The sequence below is a fragment of the Psychrobacter sp. Sarcosine-3u-12 genome (assembly GCF_002836005.1).
Taxonomy (GTDB): Bacteria; Pseudomonadota; Gammaproteobacteria; order Pseudomonadales; family Moraxellaceae; genus Psychrobacter; species Psychrobacter okhotskensis.
Genome location: NZ_PJBY01000077.1, coordinates 74,184 through 95,682, shown reverse-complemented (window position 1 = coordinate 95,682; position 21,499 = coordinate 74,184). Strand labels below are relative to the sequence as shown.

12 protein-coding genes, 1 tRNA gene and 1 pseudogene are annotated in these 21,499 nt (G+C 43.2%); 7 read left to right on the top strand and 7 right to left on the bottom strand.

The genetic code is table 11. The annotated features are described in order from the left end of the window. Positions 1 to 58 precede the first annotated feature (58 nt). Complete coding sequence (locus CXF65_RS03805) at positions 59 to 1,732, top strand: DUF3482 domain-containing protein (protein WP_101211092.1); 1,674 nt, start codon at positions 59 to 61, stop codon at positions 1,730 to 1,732. Positions 1,733 to 1,783: 51 nt separating this feature from the next. On the opposite strand, the gene CXF65_RS03800 is transcribed toward CXF65_RS03805, so the two are convergent. From CXF65_RS03800 to CXF65_RS03790, 3 genes are all read right to left on the bottom strand, one after another. Continuing rightward, positions 1,784 to 2,824 (bottom strand): ArsA family ATPase, encoded by a 1,041-nt coding sequence (locus CXF65_RS03800; RefSeq protein WP_101211091.1) that lies wholly within the window; start codon positions 2,822 to 2,824, stop codon positions 1,784 to 1,786. A gap of 82 nt (positions 2,825 to 2,906) precedes the next feature. Then, a complete protein-coding gene (locus CXF65_RS03795; RefSeq protein ID WP_051395134.1) occupies positions 2,907 to 3,188 on the bottom strand; it encodes a cory-CC-star protein in 282 nt (93 codons plus the stop codon). A 254-nt stretch (positions 3,189 to 3,442) separates the two neighbouring features. Further along, on the bottom strand, positions 3,443 to 5,128 hold the full coding sequence (locus tag CXF65_RS03790; protein ID WP_101211090.1) for a carbon starvation protein A: 1,686 nt from the start codon (positions 5,126 to 5,128) through the stop codon (positions 3,443 to 3,445). A gap of 352 nt (positions 5,129 to 5,480) precedes the next feature. Between CXF65_RS03790 and CXF65_RS03785 the strand changes: the two genes are divergently transcribed. Beyond that, on the top strand, positions 5,481 to 6,149 hold the full coding sequence (locus tag CXF65_RS03785) for a hypothetical protein (RefSeq protein WP_101211089.1): 669 nt from the start codon (positions 5,481 to 5,483) through the stop codon (positions 6,147 to 6,149). Between the two features lie 102 nt (positions 6,150 to 6,251). Further along, entirely contained in the window at positions 6,252 to 6,815 is a 564-nt protein-coding gene (locus CXF65_RS03780; protein WP_025652691.1) for a hypoxanthine-guanine phosphoribosyltransferase, read from the top strand. A gap of 224 nt (positions 6,816 to 7,039) precedes the next feature. Here CXF65_RS03780 and recD read toward each other — a convergent pair whose 3' ends face one another. The 3 genes from recD to CXF65_RS03765 form a co-directional block, all read right to left on the bottom strand. Continuing rightward, complete coding sequence (recD, locus tag CXF65_RS03775; protein ID WP_101211088.1) at positions 7,040 to 9,253, bottom strand: exodeoxyribonuclease V subunit alpha; 2,214 nt, start codon at positions 9,251 to 9,253, stop codon at positions 7,040 to 7,042. An 89-nt stretch (positions 9,254 to 9,342) separates the two neighbouring features. Further along, on the bottom strand, positions 9,343 to 13,845 hold the full coding sequence (locus CXF65_RS03770) for a UvrD-helicase domain-containing protein (protein WP_101211087.1): 4,503 nt from the start codon (positions 13,843 to 13,845) through the stop codon (positions 9,343 to 9,345). A 92-nt stretch (positions 13,846 to 13,937) separates the two neighbouring features. Further along, complete coding sequence (locus CXF65_RS03765) at positions 13,938 to 18,536, bottom strand: exodeoxyribonuclease V subunit gamma (RefSeq protein WP_101211086.1); 4,599 nt, start codon at positions 18,534 to 18,536, stop codon at positions 13,938 to 13,940. 360 nt (positions 18,537 to 18,896) lie between these two features. Here CXF65_RS03765 and CXF65_RS03760 point away from each other — a divergent pair, with 360 nt between their 5' ends. The 4 genes from CXF65_RS03760 to CXF65_RS03745 all read left to right on the top strand — a co-directional run bounded on the left by CXF65_RS03760 (position 18,897) and on the right by CXF65_RS03745 (position 21,352). After that, positions 18,897 to 19,457: a hypothetical protein gene (locus CXF65_RS03760; RefSeq protein ID WP_101211085.1), complete on the top strand. Its 561-nt coding sequence runs from the start codon at positions 18,897 to 18,899 to the stop codon at positions 19,455 to 19,457. Positions 19,458 to 19,548: 91 nt separating this feature from the next. Further along, positions 19,549 to 20,376, top strand: a complete 828-nt coding sequence (locus tag CXF65_RS03755) for a hypothetical protein (RefSeq protein ID WP_101211084.1) — start codon at positions 19,549 to 19,551, stop codon at positions 20,374 to 20,376. 73 nt (positions 20,377 to 20,449) lie between these two features. After that, a tRNA-Arg gene (locus CXF65_RS03750) sits at positions 20,450 to 20,525 on the top strand. 212 nt (positions 20,526 to 20,737) lie between these two features. Then, positions 20,738 to 21,352 (top strand): integrase arm-type DNA-binding domain-containing protein, encoded by a 615-nt coding sequence (locus tag CXF65_RS03745; protein ID WP_101211083.1) that lies wholly within the window; start codon positions 20,738 to 20,740, stop codon positions 21,350 to 21,352. Here CXF65_RS03745 and CXF65_RS15265 read toward each other — a convergent pair. Then, a pseudogene (locus CXF65_RS15265) lies at positions 21,353 to 21,484 on the bottom strand (IS3 family transposase); the annotation flags it as partial. Positions 21,485 to 21,499 lie beyond the last annotated feature (15 nt).

The window sequence follows — 21,499 nt, the reverse complement described above, 5'->3', positions numbered from 1 at the left end:
GATAATAACTTTTTAAAATTTTCACCAGACGCTAATAAATATCATACGGGATCAGATGATGGATAATAATAAAACGAAGAATGAGCCTATCGGTCTCTTTGCCGACAAGGCCTTAAAAGATGAGCCTATCAACGTAGAAAATTCAAAGACAGCACTTACCCAGCCTATTAACATTAATAAATCCAGTGCTAGCGATACAACCGACGTCGCCACTTCCATCGATACCAGTTCTAATTCTAATTATGAAGCAGAAGATTCAACAACTCGCGAGAGTAAGAAAACTACGATAGCCAGCGGTGAGCCATTAAAACTGGCGGTGGTTGGTCATACCAATACGGGTAAGACCTCTATTTTGCGTACCTTATTACGTGACGTGTACTTTGGTGAAGTCAAAAACGAAGCCGCGACGACACGCCATGTCGAACGCGCCCAATTAACGGATAGTCAGACCGGTGAAGTACTGGTGGCGTTATATGATACGCCCGGTTTAGAGGACGCATCGGGATTGATGGATTGGTTAGAAGACAATACCGCCAGTCGTCGCGATGGTATTGAACGTCTACAGCAATTTTTGGCAGCTGATATCGCTCAAGGTGGTGATGCGTTAAGTAGCAATGAGGACTATAGCCAAGAAGCCAAAGTTATCCGCCAATTGCTGGCAAGTGATATGGCAGTTTATGTTGTCGATGCGCGTGAGCCAGTATTGGGTAAATACAAAGATGAGTTGGCCATTTTATCGTGGGCAGCGATACCTGTTATGCCGGTGTTTAATTTTACTGATAGCCAAAATGCCAATATTGATGAATGGCAGACCATGCTGGCAAGACGCAATCTGCATATCTCTACCCGTTTTGATTCGGTCGCTTTTGAGTTCGAAGATGAAATGCATTTGTGGCAAAATCTTGCGACCATGCTTACCCATTCAGAAATGCTTGAACAGCTCATGCAGAGACGCACAGAAGACTGGGCACAGCTATACGATGAGGCCAATATTATCATCGCGGATTTTTTATTGAATGTTGCCGCTTTTGTGCGTGAGATTAGTGATGATGATGACCCGATGCCAGTATTGCAGCAGATGCAAGAAGCCGTTCGGCAAAGTGAGCGCGCGATGCAGCATAATTTGCTTAATTTATATAAATTTTATGATAATGCGGTGGCAGCAACGCCGCTTGAGTTACAAGCCTATCAGCAAGATCCGTTTGACCCTGAATTGCTAAAAAGCTATGGGATTCGTACGACATCGGGCGCGGCAGCTGGCGCGTTATTAGGATTGGGCATTGATGCGGCCGCATTGGGCACGACGTTGGGTTTGGGTGCGGCAATAGGCGGTATCGCAGGTGGGTTATTATCGAATACCAGTAGCATTGCTGACCGGATTACTGGGGTAAAACGCTTATACATTGACCCTGCTACCTTAACCTTGCTCGCCACTCGTGCGATAGACTTACTCACTGCCCTACGCCATCGCGGTCACGCTGCGACTGATGCCACGCAACTATTATACAAAGGTGAGAATGACGGCAGCGACCCATCAGCTGAAAATAACAGTGAAGTAGACAACGCTGTGACGCCATGGTCAACCAACAAACTACCAAGCGAGCTTAAAAAAGCACGAGGCAAACCACAATGGTCATCGCTCAGTAGTGGTAAAGCAGAGCTTGCCCAAAGTTTGCGACTCGATATGGCATGGTCACTTTCTGGGAAGTTGCAATCACATAGGCGTGAGTAGTTAGACAACTCTGCTTGAATAAAACATGTATTTGGTTTTTCAAAGTTGCATTTACGACAATGGCTGCAACAATGCACTTAATGCCTCAGTACCACGTACGTCGGTTTGCTGCAGATAAATGGGATAAAGCGGATAACTAGTAAAGCTCTTGTCGATATCATACATCAGCTGCTGCTGGCGCTCAGCACGATGGCGCCAAAACTCATCAGACTGGGCCGGTGCTATGAGCTGATTGATGACTATCGCTGCTGGCGTGAGTTTGCTGTCTTCTAACTGTTCGATAGCACGTTTGGTCTCAGCCAATGGTAATACATCGGCGGTCATGACCAATACAATAGCAGTCTGCTGACGGTCATGCAGCAGTGCTCCCGCCTGACGAAACAGCTCTTTACGTTTCTCCAGCACGGATACTGCTTGCTCCCAGCGGTCAGACTTCTTTTCTGCAAATGGATTTGCTATATTATTTGGCTGAGTTTTATCTTTTTTCTGGCTGCTGTCTTTTTGATTGTGACGGTCCAAATGTGTCGCTACCGAGCGCAGTTTCGCCTGTCGCCGTTGCTGTGACAGTAATCCATCTGTCCACGCGCCCATCATCTCTGGTAGTACCAGCAATCGCAAAGTATGTCCAGTTGGAGCGGTATCAAAAATAATATGCTCATAATTGGCATCTGCTGCCGCGACCAAATGCTGACACATCGATTCGAGCATAGCGGCTTCTTGGGCACCAGGGGCAGATTTTGATAGCCTGAGATGCTTACGAATTTTGGGCATCATATCTGGATTGGCGTAGGCGGTAATCGTGCGCTCAACTTGAGCAAAATGCGCATCGACGATGACATCAGGATTGAGCTCAATGGCATCTAGATACGGTGTGATAGCGGTTTTTTCGTTATTGAGACGTACCTTTAACACATCACCCAAGCTATGCGCTGGATCGGTTGAGACAATCAATGTTTTTTGTTGTTGGCCAGCATAATAGCTGGCAAGTGCAGCGGCCGTCGTGGTTTTGCCCACACCGCCCTTGCCACCGACGAATATAATCGGTTGCGTCGCCAGTTGGTCTACTAATCCGTGTAGAGGGTATAAAGCCATACTCATGTCTCAATTATTAATTGTTAATTGTTAATCAATAAAATCTTTAATCTAAATAGATATAACTAAAAAACGGCTATGACTAGCAGCAACCAACGTGGTCAAAGGGACATCTGTCCATACCCATGCGGGTGTGCCACTCATGGAAGTTTTCTAAAAATAATGGCTGTAGCTCTAACGTATAAAAGCTGGCAGGATTATCAATGCCTAAGCTCTCAGCGAACATCAGCAGCATAAAGAAATCTTCTTCATCACGTGCAGCACGTGCCATCGTCTGGCGATAAGGCGCATGATAGAACTCATTCAGCCCTGCCACGAACCGCTGCCACCATGGCTGAGTGTTTTCTATATTATCTGTCGTCATTATCGTCCCATTTACTAGATTTTTGTTTTTCACCGTTTTCTTAAATGATTGCTCGTATTTTGAGTCTTTCTTATTATAATCAGTGAAAAGTAATATCGATACCTCACGCACTGCTGATATCAGCCATAACGTCGCCATTTTAGGATATTTTAACTATATCTATCATGCCTATTTCATACAAAAAACGCCAGCAGTTGCTGCTAGCGTTTTTTTGTATATCTATTCCAATAGTGATTAGACGTTATATCTAGATATTACTTTTCAATATTGCTTTTACCTTTATGCAAGGTCCACTCTTTACGCAATACCGATAGACTCTCAAACGTCACTAAAATCGTTGCGACTAGAATGATGATGTCCATAATGATAAGCAGCCAATTACCATCAACGTAAAAGGTTTTGAGCTGAATCAATAAGGCAAAAACCGTCATCACTAACAAGAATGACAATGGCGCCAAGGTGTACCAAACTGGCTTACCTTTACGTAATAAAATGACAGTAACGATCATGAGGGTTAAAGCCGCCATAAGTTGGTTTGTTGTCCCAAACAATGGCCAAATAATCATACCGCCAGCACCGTCGATACCACCCGCGCCAAATGCCAACAGTAGACAGCTTCCGACAGCGAGCAACGTAGCTACTACGCTCTTATTAAGAACGGGGATGTTATAAAATTCACCAAATTCTTGGAAAATATAACGTTGTAAGCGCACCCCAGTATCCATAGTCGTCCCTGCGAACAAGGCTGCCATGACAGTCAGCATGGTCTGGGATAGCACCATGTCAATGCCCACACCGGCATTTAAGATGGTCGCGCCACCATCAATAAAGGCACCGATAGAACCGTCGCCAAATTTTTGATAAACCGCTTCCCAATCTCCTAGAGTCGCAAAACCTGCTGTGGCTGCGAGAATGGCTCCTAGGGCAAGCATGCCCTCACCCAATGCACCGAAGTAACCAACAAAGCGCACATCCTCTTCTTTATCAATCTGTTTTGAGGTAGTTCCCGTAGCTACCAATCCATGGAAGCCTGAGATGGCGCCACAGGCAATCGTGACAAACAATAATGGCATCAAGGAAGGTGTGCCAACTGGTAGCGCCGTGTTTATGGCTGGCGCGACAATGTTGGGGGTCGCAATAAAAATCGCGGCGTACAATAAAATCAAACCGACAAATAACTGTAAACCATTAATATAATCACGTGGTTGTAGCAGCATCCATACCGGCAATAAAGAAGCGATGGCTGCATAAGCAAATAAAATAATAATCCATAGCGCATTATCAGGCAGACCTAAAAAAGTCTCAGGTAATACAATGGGGAACATAGGACCAAGATAGATCAGCCCGTATAAAGCACTGACCCCAATGATGGAGACCCAAACCAAATTCATCTTGTAGCGATAAATACACTGCCCGATGATAAAGGCCACTATCAACGCGCCCCAAACCGGTAATACGGCAGAGGGCGTTTTGATCATCATATTAGCAATAGCGACGCCAAATACAGCATTCACCATCAATAATAATAAAAAGATAACGACCATCATCAAGCTACGAACACGTGTACCCATGACGGTACCGGCAATAGAGCCAATCGATTGACCTCTATTGCGCATACTGGCCCAAATGGCCGACATATCATGTACGCCTGCCATAAAAATAGTACCCAAAACCACCCAAATAATGGCCGGTACCCAGCCCCAGATAACTGCAATCGCAGGGCCAATAATCGGAGCAGCCCCTGCCACCGATGTAAAATGATGTCCCCATAATACATACTTGTTGGTGGGAATATAATCTACCCCATCCTTCATCGTATGCGCTGGCGTGGGACGACTGTTGTCCAATGCCAAAATCTTGGTGGCGATAAACTTCGAATAAAATACATAACCGCAGAGCATTGCGGCGACACCAACTAACAGTACAATAGCACTATTCATCTTATCTCTCCCTAGACAAGTAGTAGATAGCCTTATGAGTTCAAGCTTTTTAAAGCAAAGTATAAAAAATATGCTAAATTAGTGGGCGGTGAGTGACTCAGATCACCCGTTATTAGGGAAATAACAGCACTCCCGTCAGATCATTACTAGGGTGTGTCCTCATTTTTATTACCATTTTTAGAATGAGGACACACCCTAGCTAAAAAAAACCTTGCATTGTAAAGTTAGAACACGCCACTAGTCAACATATAGTGTGATGAATCTTTGCTTAGCATGAGGTTTAAATAGTAACTGATTTGACAAGGGATGTAACGTTGGTAAGACGTTAAAAACAACAAATAAAGGAGTTATAATGACACACTATTTTGGATTCGTACCTTCACCTAAACTCAAAGCGCTGATCGAAGAGGCAGAACAAGTTATCGCTACTGATGCACAGGTAGATTATTACCCTTATCGCGATGCCCTAAGCCATCAAACCGCCCGAGACTTGATTGATAACTTATTGGTTGGCTTGGTAGATATTATTCCAAACCCTGAGCGTCAAGCATCCATGCGTAAAATCGTTGGAACCATTGAGCGTGCAGCAGACACCCTACTCAATATTTTATTGGGTAAAGAAAACAATGAAGAGGTATTGCCCAGTTTTCATTTTTTAAGAGATCGGGCCACCTTTATTGACAATGAAGGCGTGAAGCGTATTGGCTTTAAATTATCGGATGCCGATGCAAAAACCATTACTGAGGGTTTTGCCGCCATTACACCTGAACACGTTGATAGACCGACCTTTAAAACTGCGCTTGAAACGGTCAACGAAGAGACGTTGACTCATTTTGTCAGCCGCTACGCAGAAACGCTAAAGCTTGGCATGATTAAACGTAAGTCCGTGCCAGTTGCTAAAGCCGCCATCGACAAAGGCATGAGTATGGCATTGAACAAGCTATTGCCAGACCTACCTGATACCTCATTAAACCGTTTGGCTGACTATTATCGCCCATTCATCGTAAAAAAGCCTGAATAACGGCTACATTAGAAACTATTATGTTTTTATTAAGGCGGTAGTGTTGGGCAAATTTGCTAAAATTTGCTAAAATAGGCGGCACTTTTATCGAAGGCGCAACTCATGACCCAAATTAGTAATCAAGAAATCGAAAAAACCCTGCGCAACTCAGAGTGCCTTATCAGCAGTATCGAAGTAGCCGCTGCTTATGAGCGTCTTGCCGCCCAACTCAACCTACACTATGCTGGTCTAAACCCAATTGTGATGGTGGTTATGAACGGTGGTCTTATCCCAGCCGGTCAACTACTCACTCACCTGACTTTTTATCATCGTATGCACTATATCCACGCTTCGCGCTATCGTGATAATGAAGGGACCAACGAGCTTGATTGGAAGTTTAAGCCTGATGTCAGCATCGAGGGCGAGCACGTCTTGTTGATCGATGATATTTTTGACGAAGGTATTACTCTAAAAGCAGTGGTTGAAGAATTGAGTAAAGAAAAGCCTCTCTCTATCGAGTCTTGCGTACTACTTAATAAACAACATGATCGCAAAGTAGAAGGTTTTGACGTTGATTTTGTTGGTATTGATGTCGCGGACCGTTATGTCTACGGCTGTGGTATGGATTTTCATGGTTACCTGCGTCATCTACCGGGTATCTACGCTATTAAAGAAGACAAAGTCTAAATCTTCGTATTTGAATTTTAAAAAAGCATCCGATTTGGATGCTTTTTTAATGCCTAACTATACTGTTTGTTAAATATAGTCAGTGAAAAGTAATATCGAACCATCACGCACTGCTGATATCCATTTTTCTTGCTTGCTGTGCCTGCGCAGACAGAGGCGACAAAAAATTGATATCAGCAATACCATAGCGTTTTTAGTATATTTTGATTATCTATACGAGGCAACTAAAACTGTAATGCCAAACCCGTATGGCGCTCAGTGGGTGTTTGAACGGCTTTCTCAAAAGCGTGTTTGGTACTATAAATGGTTACCTTTTCTTTAGCACGGGTCACTGCCGTATAGATAAGTTCTTTACTCAGTAATCTTGCATGACTATTGTCAAAAGTAATAGCCACATGATCAAACTCAGAGCCTTGTGATTTATGAATGGTCATCGCATAAGCTGTGGCAATCACTTCTTCATTTAACAAATTGACCGCAATCCCCTGCGTTTTATTTTCAAAGAAAACCTCTAATCGACTTCTTTCATCGCTTGTCTGCAAGCAAAAACCAATATCACCATTAAACAATCCAAGCTCATAGTTGTTTTGCAGCACCATAACAGGACGACCATGGAACCATGTGTTTTGTCCCAGTGGTAACTTGAGCTCAGCAAGATGCCATTGAGTGAGAATATTATTAATGTAGTGATCGCCCCACTCACCATTATGACCAGCAGTTAATATTCTAAATTCGTTAAATATTTTCGTTAATGAAGCAATGGTGTTTTTAACTGATTCTGGCATGGATTTTTCGATCGGACTTTCTAACAGAGTTTTCACGCTGTTTAGGTATGTTTGGTAATTTAAAATTAGTTCCGAAATAATTGTATTACCGCTTAGGCTATTTTTTATCTTGCTGTCTTGAAGCGCTCCTGTTTGTAAGGTGTTTACGTTATTAACATACTGAAAATTCAGCGCGTTATCTTGCTTAAATAACTGCCAAATAGTTTGGGTATCTGTCTCTGTTTTATTAATTTGATAAGCAAGCTTGCCAATCCCCGAGTCTGCCGTAAATCGACGGCTCTCTGTCAGCTCTGCATGAATGGATTGCAATAGTGGAATACGGCATAAATCCGCCAATACAGCGCCTGCATCGACCGCTGCTAACTGGTTCGCATCGCCTAATAATATCAACCTTGCACCAGGCTTTACCGCACTGACAAGATAATTCGCTAGCTCCACCCCAAGCATTGATGCCTCATCAACGATTATAATATCTTCGCCAAGCGGGTTATGGGCATCGTAACGCGGTCTACCCGTCCGACCAATACCTAACAAGCGATGTATCGTTTTTGCTTCTTGCAACTGTAGCTCAACACCAGCTGCGTCTAACGCCGCCTGCAGCGACTCTTGCATGCGCTGTGCTGCCTTACCCGTTGGCGCGGCTAACGCTAGACTGGCGCTATCAGTGCTGAATCTAATACTTTTATGTTCACCGTCCCTACTCTCTGCGGCCTGTTGCAGCGCGATGACTAACTGAGCAACGGTATAGGTTTTACCTGTGCCGGGACCACCTGTAATAATACTAAAGGCGTTGTTATTAGCGACATTAATCGCCTTCACTTGGTGCTCATGAAGGTTTTCAGGTATTGCTATTTGTAAAGGGCTGACTTGCTGATTCAAAATGTTATTGATATTTTTTGCTAAGTTGAACTCGGCTTGCCAAGCTCGATGCAACCAAAAAGTGATCAAGGTATTTCGTTTATCAGCCTCTTGGTTATTAATAAGCCGATAAATAATAGGTTGATTACTTTTGCTTAGGCTATTTTTATTAGTGTTACACTGAGTATTGGTGTCAACATCGGCGAATAACGTATGCTTATGAAGTGACTGAACGAAAGATTCAAAGTCGCTATTTTTCAACAACTGATATAGCGTAGTCACCATATCAAAGCGTTTATCTAACACCTCTTTTTCATGATTACTGAGTGTTAGCTGTGCCCATAGTTGAGATTGCTTGTTAAACAGAGTTTCTAACAAGACAAATAGCGACGTCTCAGGTGTAGCATCATCTTCTGATTGGCTGTCTACTTGAGTATCGATTAGCGCAAGGATTGGCATTGCTAACACCTCTAACAATTGCTGCTGCCACACATGTAGCGTCACTAACTCGCCATTGATATGACCTTGTCGCGGTGTTTCATTCGCAGCCGATTCAATGGTTAAAACGGTATGCCCTTCTTCCAAATGAGTCGCCAACATAACGAATAAGGCGCTAAATAACCCACTGTCTTCAGTTTTGTCTATTTTGGCGCTACCATCATCAGTATCAGAATTATCATCGATTGTGTTATAGGCTACCTGCGTCTGCTGACGGCGTAGCAAAATATAATTACTGAGGTTACTAGCCCAGCTCTCTTGTAAGCTTATATCCGCCCTGCTCTTATTATTATTCATAGATTATTGCTCATCGTATGCTTGTCTCTTTTTAGATTTGGTTAAAAGGTATAACAATGTTCATGCAGTCAATCATTACTCAAAATCTGTCAATCTGGTCTGCCAAACAACGTATCTAGTGCTTTAATAAAATCGATGGGTATATCCCAAGTGACTAATCCATAGGAGCTGTTAATCTTTAATTCGCTACCGTCCGACTTATTAGCATTTTGTGACTCATTCGAGGCGGCTTTAACGTTCGGATCATATACGCCGCGTAAAAAGACATATTCAACAGCACCCAAGTATTTATCTTCATTGCCTGCATAATTACTGATTCGCATAGCTAGGAATCGATGCAAAGCCACTTGGTAAATCGCTGCTTGTAACCAATATCCCGCCTTGGACATTGCTTGCTTGAGCGTGTTTTCATCATAATCACTTAGGCTATTTCCTAAAAAATTACTCTTGTAATCGACGACGTAATACATGCCAGCATGCTCATACACCAAGTCAATTTCACCGCGTAGATAACGATACAAATACGCTTTGTTTTGCGCAACCAGCGTGACATGTTTGTCGGTCTCATCAGGCAAATACTGCTGAAAGAGTCTAGTAATATCTTGTGCCTTAAAGTTCTCTGATAGCCCCATATTAAACTCTAATTCAGCAAATCGTTGACCTGCATCAATAGAGCGCAAAGGTTGCTTGGAGGCCAATAATGGCGCATCTAAGACCTCTTCAATCCAGTCCATCAACGCCTCATGTTTGCTAGCGTCTACTGAGTTAAGATTAAATGAATCAGTATTAACGTCATTACCTTGCTCTTGCGTCTTTGCTTGCAATCGACGGCTTTGGGTTTCAGCACTGCTATACACCAGCGGCAGCTGATAACTACTGATGGCTCTATCGATAACCTGAGACCACTGCGCTTTATTGCTGAAATCAATTTTTTCAAATATCTCATGCAAAAATGTACCGGCATTAGCGCCTTTGACAAAAGTAAAACGGATATCATCTTCTGACTTGAGATTTAGCTCACCGGCTTGTTCAAGAGAGTCGTTATTATGCAGTGATGGTACAGCCGAAATTGAAGCTTCTGGCATATCGATGTCTATCGCATCATCAATACGCTCATCCATCACCGCCATTGTCTGTGTTGATTCATCTAGCTGACGCGCCAAAGCGGTAAAGCTGGTCTTGGCCCACCCATAAAAATAGTTGGTTTTCATAACTTCTGAAAAATCATCATACTTAATAGGCTCTGTTTTAGGTCTAATCAAATTAGGCGATTCATTTTCCGTTAATGCGCCTGCTTTAGCGGTAGCACGGTTATTGTTATAGAACTCATTAACTTCATGCCCTCTGAGCATGCCTATGGTACCTTTGAGTCTATCAGGCAATTCAAACTTTGGCTCTTCGGAGTCAAACCAATAAAACACTGGCTTTAAGTCAAACCCTGTTTTATTACTAGGATCTCGTAGCACGACATAAAGCTGCTCACTGGCCCGAGTAAATGCCACATAGCCAAGCCGCCGTATCTCATCAAAACCTTCTTGCGTCTCGATATTGGTATAGTAATCCTCGACAGTAGCAGAACCCTGTACAGGAGAGAAACGGCGCTGATTTCCCATTGCTTGATTATCTATCGACTGCTGCACTAACGCTGAAGGCGCTTGCTGTGCGTTATACAGATACAGCCCATAGTCTTCCTTATTGCCTGACTTCCTACTGGCATCGCCCATGCCTAGCACATAGACAATGGGGAACTCGAGCCCTTTTGACTTATGAATGGTCATCAGCTGCACACCAGATTCTGTCGGTAGCGGATATTGCTTGGCCCAATCACTACTGGGTGCTGCATCTATGTGTTGTCTAAACCAGGCCAATAGCTCATGTTCACCCATGCCAATACCATACTGCGCCAAGATATCCATCACATGGCGCAAATCCATGATATGACGATCGCCTTCTGGATGAGCAGCCAACGCTTGCCAAACACCTTGCGGCTGTATGGGGTTCTTATCTAATAAATAATGTAGTGCCGATAATATGCCAAAGTGCTGCCAACGCTGCGCGCCCTCCTTTAGATAAGTAATAAAGTCTTGATAGCTTTTTTTATTATCAGTCGCTGATGTATTTTTAGAATTAAAGCTATTTAAATCGGAGCTTAGCGCGGTATTGCTGCCCTCAACTACTCCTGACTCATGATCCGTCATCATGGCTTTGATCGTTTTAATACTCAGACCATACAGATGACTGGTCAATACTCGATTAATCATGTCATGACGATAGGGATATAACATGGCGCTTAGTAGTGCTGTCACATCTTCTGCCATATTCGTCTCAAAGATACTGACATCACTGGTGGTCAAGGTCGGCACATTGAGCTTTACTAGCTCGTCTTCCACCCGTTTTAAATCTTTTTTGGCACGTGCCAGCACGCCAATATCACTGGGCTGAATAGGCTTACCCTTTAAGGTCTGACCACTGTTAAGCAAAGTGGCTATATGGCGCGCAGTGATTTCATGCTCATCGTACTCAAGCTCTTTATCGTAAGGCAAATGCAATAGGCTCACTGGCTGAGCAGAGAGCACCTCTGTGACCAACACGTTGTCCAGCCTATCTGACTCATTAAACCAAGACAGCTCATACTCCGGTTTTGCCGCCTTGATGTACTGGTAATAAATACCTGCGCCTAATTGAGCTAATTTATTCTCATCAGTGGTTACATCAGCCATGCCGAACCAACAGTTTAGGGCATTAATCACGCCCGCATTTGAGCGTCGGTTGATATCAAGCGTCCAAAGCGTGCTTTTATCAAATTGAGCTTTCATGTAGTTATAGTTGGCCACATCGCCACCACGAAACCCATAAATAGCTTGCTTTGGGTCACCAACCAATAATAAAAATTCATGACTGGCTTTTTTAGTAGCTGACTGTTTATCATTATCAGCAACCTTGCCCTTTTTCTTTGGTAAATAGATGCTTTCAATCATAATAGCTTGCGCGCCATTGATATCTTGCGACTCATCAATCAACGCCACAGGATAGTGATGACGAATATAACGTGCCAGCTTCTCTCCTTGCCGACCAGTTAATGCTTGGTTTAGACGTACCATTTGCAGGCTAAAGGTCGTCTCACCACGCTCTTCCAAAATAATTGGTAGCCTGTCACGTACCGCAAGCACGATATGACGATTAAGATTGGCTAAAACAGTCACTATGTATTCGTCTAGCTTTTTGCTTTCTTCAATATAGCGTTTAAAGTCACGAACGACCTGCAACTCATTAAATATCAGATTAACTCTTTCGCCATCTTTGGGTACACGAAACTGAGAGCCGATATTGTCCGTTTTTTGAAAAGCCTCGATTAACTTTCCTGTATGATTTTTTGCGTCTGATATAAATTTAAAAGCGGCTGGACCAAAATCTTTTAATGCTTGAATGATTTTCGGCCAAGAGTCTCTATTATTTTGTAGCTGTCCTTTTGGAACGTCATAATACTCGCCGTCAGGTTTAAAAAAGATATCAAGCTCATCGCTGCGCTCAATGATAGTATTTATAAGCCGCTCATAGCCCTCAAACGAAAAGTCATTTACTACAATCTCATCAATAGGTGCTGAAATAAAGTTAAGCGAGCGAGTCACATACTTCTTATGATCACTAACGGCAGTCAATTTGCCTTGCTGATCCATCAATGCATACAGCTTTGGCTGCTCGTGATACAAGCGGCTTTGAAACTGACGCAGCTCATCATGAATGATACTGTCAGTCACCTGCTCAATACTGCTGTCTTCAATAATGCCCATGCCTTGCTGATGACCCGTCTCGCTACTATATTCCGTCAGCCATTTTTGCGCCAAGCTATCGAGCGTACCTACGAATAGCTTATCCAACGTCGTTAGCACCAGCGCGGTACGCCTAATAGCTTCTGTCATTGGATAGCTGTAGACATGATCCAATAAATAACCAATTAAATGCAGGTTAATAGGATCTTTCATGATGCCATCTAAGCGCGCATATTTTGCCTGATTGACTAGCCAATCTTCACGATATTTTTTTGCTTGTTTACGTTTATCAGCGGTAGCTTGCTTATCAGTAGCAAGGTCTTGATTTAGCTGGTCAGTTTTCTCTGCCTCAGCGTTTGAGGCAGCACTTGAGTTATCTGCTTGTCTATCCTTATCACTCTCAGGCATGACTTGTAATATGTTCGGGTATAAACTCTCTTTATTATTAGTATCAGCACTTAGGCTATTGACCCATTGTAATAATTGATAAAAATCTACCAAACGGTCATGAATACGCTGACGCATTTCAGCTGCGGCAGCGCGAGTAAAGGTCGTGGCGATGATTTGCTCTGGCGCACGCCGCGCTTCAATCAGCAGACGCAGCACGATACCAGTTAATGTCCACGTTTTGCCAGTACCAGCTGAGGCTTCAATTAAATGCTTGCCTGTTAGAGCAACATCAACTGCTGGTATTACATCCGCTTTTTGATCAGATATAGGATTGGCGTGAGGCAGCTCATCCGAGTACTCATCGAATAAATGTGGTTGCGTAGACTGTGTAGAAAGGTCACTGATACTGGTTGGGTCGGTAAAGTCTGTCATAAGGGCGGATACTTTTAATTATTATCTATTAGAGCAAGAGAGCAAAAATTAATGATTCTAAATGACTAGAATGAATTGAAGACACGCTCTAATTAGCCGTCTAAGTCAATTAACGCGGTAAACATTGGCTCATACAATGGTCGTGCCAAGGTAGTCAACGCTGCCGATAATGCTTTGAACGCGTCTTGATCACGCAGTACATATTGCCAAATGGCATGCTGCGAGCACGTATCGTATACCGTGTCTACATTATAGTTAGGTCTTAGCCAGTCTGAGAAATCTGCACGTTTTGGCCAATAACTACTGCCTTCACTTTCTTCAGACTTTAAGTACTTATCAAGGTAATTGAGTGCATATTCTGGCAATAACGTAATGGGTACTTGACCGACTAGCTTGCCAAAAATCGCCCATTTCATCAGCTCTATCACAGCGTTTTCATAAACAATGGGACTTAGTTTAAAGGCGATTATTTTGTCATATTTTTTGACTTGCGAGCTAGGCTTATTAAAGCGCCAAATACTCACACCATCATTTAGAGCCACTTGCTCAGCAGTGGTACGTCTGGCCACCTGCCAATACAAGTGCGATAACCAAAATTTGAGTAAATGCCTAGGGCTAGCAGAGTTGGGCAGTATATTTAACCATTGCTTGGGTGATTGCTCAGCATAGGTCTTACCTGCCTGCAGATGTGTGTGGCGGGCATGCGCATCTGGCGGCACTGATGATGGTGGTAATGATACTGATGCTAATATTGGCACCGAGCCTTTTATCTTAATAACTTTCGGCAACAGCTTGAGCAATGTTTCCATACCCTCTATATCTGTCTGGTTGCTTGATTCGCTATTGGTGCTATTCAACAGTTTTGCCAACTCTATCTGAACAGGGTGTTCGGTGGTTGCTGTCAGTAGCTGTAATACTGTAGCGCTATCTGCTCCACCTTGGTTAATAATACTACTCTCATCAAAGCCATTAGCCATTAACTGCTCTTTGAACTCTAGACATTGCTGTTGCAGCTTTTGTTGTTGATTGGGTAGCGTGGTTTGGCGAGCCACACCAGCTGGCATGATTTTTTGGTACATTAAGGTTTGATTAGCGCTGTCATCAGTCGTATTGGCAATAGTATTATCGGTCGCCAGCTCTTTAATCAAATGCGCTTTAATTTGATAGGTCGTCAAGCTGTCTAAAAATAGCGGCTCTTGCTGCGACAGTGCTTCTTCACCTTGCACCACATGCACCTTTTGAGTACGCAAAAACGCTTTGGCAGGATGGCGCACTTGATACGCCAATACTCCTTCAACGTCTATCTCTCCAATATTAAATATGCTATCAGATACCGCTTGGGTAAGCGCTTCCGTCATGCTACCGACATCGCTAGTATCAACAACCGTATCTAGCGCTAGCATTTCATCCAATGCAGACAAGGTTTGATTGTCTACTCGACCTAACTGACCCAAGCCTTGACCAAGTATCTTAGCGATTGACTCATATTGTGATTTTGTGGGTAACCTCACCAGTTGCGCATGCTCACTAGATACTCGCCCTTTTAAAGTATGAAACACTGACTGCCAAAGCGGCGCAGGCGGAAACTGCTTTTTTTGCGCCAGTTTGGTTTTGCGCATGGCCTTATTTAAGAGAACATCTAATTCATCCATCATATCAACAGGGCTGTTATCCTGAGCATTGACGTTGGCATTGTTATTGCCATCAATATCAATAGACGCTTGCTCAAAAATATCATTGCCTTCAATTTCTGTTTCAAACAGACTCTCATGAAAAGGCAGAGCAGGATGCTCAGTCACCAACCACTGCTTAATCAATTTAGGCAAATAGCGCTTGAGACTCTCGGTGGTGGGATCAATATTCTCTGGTAATATTGCTAAGTCTTCAAGCGAGTTCACCTGCCACTGTACTTCACCTTGCAAGAACTGTAGCAATTCGCTCACTGGATTGGCTGGCAGGTGCTCATGAGTGTCCGTCAGACTTTGACCGTTGTAAAACATCCAGCAAGCACTACGCGCACACAGCAGCGCATCTAAAAATGCACCATTGTCATCGTCTTCGCTGACTCTGTCACCACGACGTGAATTGGTCGCTTTCATCAAATCATAGCGGTTATCACGATCACGCGCAGGAAACTCAGAGAGATCCATATTGAGCATCACCACCAACTCAAAAGGCACGTTTCTTAGCGCACCAAACCGACCAAAGGTAATCACCCCAGTCGGCTCCGCACTGACCTGCTGGCTTTCAAGCTCGTTTTCAATACTGTCTAGCATAAAGCTCAGCTTTAGTGGCAACTGCTCCACACCTGCCAGCTTTTGCTCTACTTCTCTATTGTCGCTATCGCTACTGGCGTACTGTCTATAGTGACGATTGGCTCGCAAGCTAGATTTAAAGCCGTTCATTGCGTTGTAGATGGCACGCATGGTACGCGTTTGATCCACATCACCAAAGTAGCGATGTATCACTTGTCTCTCAATCTGATCGAGCCAATCTTCCGCTTTCATTTTTTGTGTATGGTCATTGCGTCGTGCGACCAAGCCAGTATAAATGCGGCAAAGCGCTTCAACGATCAACGCATCATTTAGGCTCACTTGCGGCAATGGCAAGGTCATTTCTGGTAATGCAGTACTTGGCCATTCATCTTCATTTAAAGGGTATAAACAATCGCTCAACTCAGCCTCTGGCATCACTAAGCCTAATGTTAATCTGTCTAACGCTTGCGCAAAGCTAAAGCGGTAGTCGTAATCATTGCTATCCAAAGTTTGCTTAAGATGCCGCTCATCAAACCCGCGGATAAAGCCTGCCTCTACCAGCAAATCACAGCCACGGCTCATTTGTTCATGAGTCAGCCCAAAACTTTCAAACAAAGGTGGCAGCATCAACCAATCTAAGACTTCAGCCGCTTCAAAACGGGCACTATGGCTGCCTAATAATTTATAAAAACCAACAATCGCGTCCCATAGCTGCCGAATATCGGCATCAACAACCCCAGTTACCTTGGCGGGCAAGGTCAAACCATCCTGACCTTTACCATTGACAAAGATAGAGCCAATCAGCGCATGATGACGCTCAACATCGGGTAGTAACACCACAATGTCAGAGATATGGCGTTTTTTCTCACCCGCTTTGACAGGTTCATTTAACCAGCGCCCAATCATGATACGCAACACTTCAAGCTGGCGCTGCAAACTATGGCACGAATGAATGCTTAGGCTATTATCTTGCGAAGAGATTGCCCAAAAACGATCCTTCTCAAAACGCTTATTCTCCAACGCCTCATCGTCATACCAAGCCGTCTCTTGTTTATCTCCATCAAGGCTCGGCGCTATTTGCTGACTCACTGCTTGCGAGACTGTAGCGGCCGTTGCTTGTTGGGTCGATTGCTCATCAAGCATTAAAACGTCATTTTGCAAACGTCTTAATAAGCTTGGACTATTTTGCGTAGCTTGAGAACTGTTAGCCTCCTCATAGGCTCTGTCATCAACACTAGTCCCAAACTCATCATTCCAATCATTATCTAAACCATCATCGCTAATATCGCCAACATCGAAGCTATCTTGCCACTCTACTATTTCTTCTTGGTACTGCTCATTGCCCGACAAATTAGCAAGCATGGCAAAGGTATCGCGCGACTGCTTGCCCAAACGCGACAGTAAACTGTGACCATAATCACGTAAAAATACACTTTCAGGATTGATGATTTGTTGACGCTGTAACCAAGATTTATCGACGATATCGGCCCAAAACAGCTTTGATGGGTTGTAATGCAATAGCGTGATATTCATGTACTTCGATAAACGCTGCAAAAAATCTAGCTCGGTCTGTGGCAGTTGCTGAATGGTAAAAATGCGCAGTACTTTGGGCAACTGAGCGCGCTCATCCGCGGTGTTAGCTGCTAAAGCCGACCAGAAGACATCCTCAAGTGCCACACGGTGTAGATGAACATCAGCAAATAAATGCGACCATAAGAAGCGCTGAGCAGCTTCCAACTCAACATAATGCTCAACCAACCATTCAGGCGTGCCACGCGCATATTTATCAAAGCGTAGTGACAATGCATCTTTATCCGCTATTAATTCATCCACATTCAGAGGTTTGTTATACGACCATAGCGCCAACCAATCCTCACGATGGGTTAAGTAGCGGTTAAACACTCTTGCCAAATCACTTGCCAGCTGCCAGATACGGGCGTCTTGTTGCGCCTTGTCTTTTGTCATGTTCTGTTTTAAATTGTCTTGTCCTAAATTACCTTGTTGAGCACCTTCATGCGGCTCATCAATCAAAGACGCTAATAATGGGTTAACCGGATGCTTTTCATCGGCAACAATCACCTCTTGGTAATAGGTTAAATAGCCAAACAAGCGCCATTGCATCACTGTAGGCGACAGCACCGCCACTTCTGGTACATTCAAGGTTGCCGCTTCAGAATTTTGAGCCAATAAATACGTATTATGACGGGTTAACACATCCTGCATGAGGGTCCACTGATACTGACCCCAAAACTTAGTACGCACCAACGTGCTAATTCCAGCACGGCTAGCAATGGTTTTGTCCAACCAATCGCCCAATACCATTGAAGGCACAATGACAATAAAAGGCTCAAAAACAGGCTGATCCTTAGACTGATATTGCACAAGCAGTTGATCAACGAGGTTTTCGGTACGGTGTGACTGAATTATTTTAAACATAGAAGGGCAATCTGATTGAAGTGATAAAAGAATAAGGGGGTTAATAGATAACATAGGGTTAAAATAGCGCACCAACGTTAATGATAAAAGCTTTGAGTACAATAACAATGCCACAAGCGATACTCATCAATCCATGTTTGGCAGTCGTTACTGAGTAATATTTCTGCTAGCATAATCATAGTAAATCCATTGACAGTAGTTATAATTAATAGCTGATATAACCACCAATCGCATCACCCGATTAGTGTGCCACTGTTCCCAGTGGTTTACCAGTTTATAAACCAAGGATGACATAGCCTGCGACAACGGATGTCGCTGATTTTTTAAATGAGCTTCTTAACGACGAGACAACTTAATCTTATGCCCCTGCGCCCTATCGATGCCCTCTTTATCCACCTTGAACGACGTGTCTATGTAGTCTACTATCGAGGGGAATTATGGCAATTGCCTCGTATGAAAATTGATGAGCTATCGTGGCAGCGTAGGCAACTTTATCAAGGTTCCCCCGATGCCTTGTATCTGAGTCGTCATCAAGCTATCCAAGATCCAGTGTTGGCACAAAAGCTGCGAACACTAAACTTGCCTATGGCAGTACGCGGCATTACACTACCACGCTTCGAAGCATGGTGGGAGAGCCACGGTTTTGACTGGTTAAAAGACCAATTAACAATAGGTGAATCCCCATTAGCCGCGCATACTACGACAAGCACGACTACAAATAGCGAAACCAGATCTATTGCGCCGCAAGACAGTACATCAACCTCAGCCAATAATGATAATAGCGCTGAGCAGAACAGCAGTACGCAAACTCAAGAATCTAAAAAAGTAAGTAAGCAAAACGATAGCATTCAAGCAACAGAAAAAACGGATGTTTTCGCTGAAATGCTAGCGGATTTGGTCGAGGAAGTATTGTATAAATAGCTTAGTTTTTAGCAGCAATGTTAGCCGAAAAGTTATGTGCTATAGGTCATTTAAGCCTAAATCAAATACACCAAAATAAGAACGATAATCTATGAAAGACTATAAACTGCTATTGGCTGGCCTGCTTTTGCTACTGCTGATGATACTCATCGCCGTTTTTACTTGGTTGTGGAGTAGCAACCGTAAAAACATGGATCCACTGCCTATTTTGGCAAGCGAGAGTGAGACGATAGCAGAAGGCACTGATGAGGATGCAGATACTAGCGCTGATCGTACCTTATATTTGCAAATAGAAGACAGTCTACAAATACCATTAGACCATGTGATCACAAGTTTCGAATCCCGCTATCCTCATGTGCAAGTTTTCACAAATTATGTCAATTCTACAGCACTATTAACTTTGCCAAATAACAATCATAATGGCAATGAGAGTGCGCCTGTTGTCACTCATGCCGACATAATTATTGCTGATAATATCTTATCAAGCGAGCGACTACTACCCTTACAAACCAAGCTTAAAGACGCTCAAGACAAGCGCAGCCAAAGCAGTGTTGATACTGATGATGCCACTCAAGATAGTACTGATAGCCTGAATGTAAGTGAGCTCTTTAGCGAAGCAGACGCTGCTACAGATACATCAGACAATACTGAAGCGCGTCGTCTGAATTCTTTTAGCTATGCCTTGAGAGATGAGCATGCGCTTGATGGTGTCATCCTGACACATAATACTGTGGCAATTAATTTTCGTAACTTTTTGCTCTCAAGTACGGGGCAAGACATATTGAAAAAATATAATTATTACAATATCGAAGGTTATAAAAACAGTGTTGACGAGTTATTTAAGCCTACGTCACAAGCCAAAAAACCATTAGGCGACAATGGAGAAGATGTCGCTGATGCACTTAGTAATGGCGAGTAAGGATAAATTGCTTCTATTTATCTTTTGTTGATTGCTTTTATGCCTACTTTTTTCTACAATGTCCCTCCATAATGCGCCTATAGCTCAACAGGATAGAGCAGTTGCCTCCTAAGCGATCGATCCGAGTTCGAGTCTTGGTGGGCGCACCAATCATTGTATTTAAACATAACCTCGCATTACCTCAAGCCCTTTAAACACCTATCATACATAGTTATTAGTCTTTATTAAACACTTGTCATTACCTACTAGCACCTCTACAATGTTGTTAAATGCGTTGTTGAATAATATACAACGTCGTTTTTTGTTGTTAATTATGTAGTGAGGTTGTTGTTAAACCTCTCGACAACTTGAGGTATAAGCCATGACAAGAAAAAAAGACTACCGATTAACTGACGCTGGCGTGAAAGCAATCGCCAAACAGTCCACACCCACCAAAGTCACGCGCCATGGTGATGGCAACAATTTATACCTGATACAACACCCAAATGGCTCATTGTTTTGGCAAATGACCTACCGCTATCAATCCGATAAAGATCTTAAACCCAAGCAAAAAACTTACCAGATTGGCATTTATAAGCCTGCCAAACAAACTATTGATTCTGCCTTTAAACCAGAAGTCTCGCTAAAAGAGGCTCGGCTGGCACGTGATAAAGCTCAGGCGCTACTCAGTGATGGCGTTGATCCAACTGAACATAAAAACTATGAAAAGAATAACTTTGAGCAAAAAGACTTATTTAGAGTTATCGCTAAGAGCTATATTAACGAAAGATCTAGTACCACACCTAAGAACGTTCAAAAACTACATAACTATCTAGATAAGCATATTGCACCGCATATAGGCGACTACCCTATTGCCTCTATAACGGCTCAAGACGTTATCAAAACTGGATTAGCAATCCAAACCTATTTTGAAGAGCGGGGAAAGTGGACTGACCACTGTCGTCAAATCCGTAGAACCAAACTTGGGAGATTTTAATTACGCAGCTTGACGATAATAATCAAACCACACCTGTCTTGGCGATTTATAGCTCAAGCCCTTTTGAATCCTAGTTTGATCTATGCTGTCCAATCTATAGATATTAACTTGGGAAATTATAGTATTGCGCGTGGACTGAAAACTATC

Excerpts from the sequence above, each read along its gene's own strand:
- CXF65_RS03805 (WP_101211092.1), top strand. The coding sequence starts at position 59 with ATGGATAATAATAAAACGAAGAATGAGCCTATCGGTCTCTTTGCCGAC.
- CXF65_RS03800 (WP_101211091.1), bottom strand. The coding sequence starts at position 2,824 with ATGGCTTTATACCCTCTACACGGATTAGTAGACCAACTGGCGACGCAA.
- CXF65_RS03795 (WP_051395134.1), bottom strand. The coding sequence starts at position 3,188 with ATGACGACAGATAATATAGAAAACACTCAGCCATGGTGGCAGCGGTTC.
- CXF65_RS03790 (WP_101211090.1), bottom strand. The coding sequence starts at position 5,128 with ATGAATAGTGCTATTGTACTGTTAGTTGGTGTCGCCGCAATGCTCTGC.
- CXF65_RS03785 (WP_101211089.1), top strand. The coding sequence starts at position 5,481 with ATGACACACTATTTTGGATTCGTACCTTCACCTAAACTCAAAGCGCTG.
- CXF65_RS03780 (WP_025652691.1), top strand. The coding sequence starts at position 6,252 with ATGACCCAAATTAGTAATCAAGAAATCGAAAAAACCCTGCGCAACTCA.
- recD (WP_101211088.1), bottom strand. The coding sequence starts at position 9,253 with ATGAATAATAATAAGAGCAGGGCGGATATAAGCTTACAAGAGAGCTGG.
- CXF65_RS03770 (WP_101211087.1), bottom strand. The coding sequence starts at position 13,845 with ATGACAGACTTTACCGACCCAACCAGTATCAGTGACCTTTCTACACAG.
- CXF65_RS03765 (WP_101211086.1), bottom strand. The coding sequence starts at position 18,536 with ATGTTTAAAATAATTCAGTCACACCGTACCGAAAACCTCGTTGATCAA.
- CXF65_RS03760 (WP_101211085.1), top strand. The coding sequence starts at position 18,897 with ATGCCCCTGCGCCCTATCGATGCCCTCTTTATCCACCTTGAACGACGT.
- CXF65_RS03755 (WP_101211084.1), top strand. The coding sequence starts at position 19,549 with ATGAAAGACTATAAACTGCTATTGGCTGGCCTGCTTTTGCTACTGCTG.
- CXF65_RS03745 (WP_101211083.1), top strand. The coding sequence starts at position 20,738 with ATGACAAGAAAAAAAGACTACCGATTAACTGACGCTGGCGTGAAAGCA.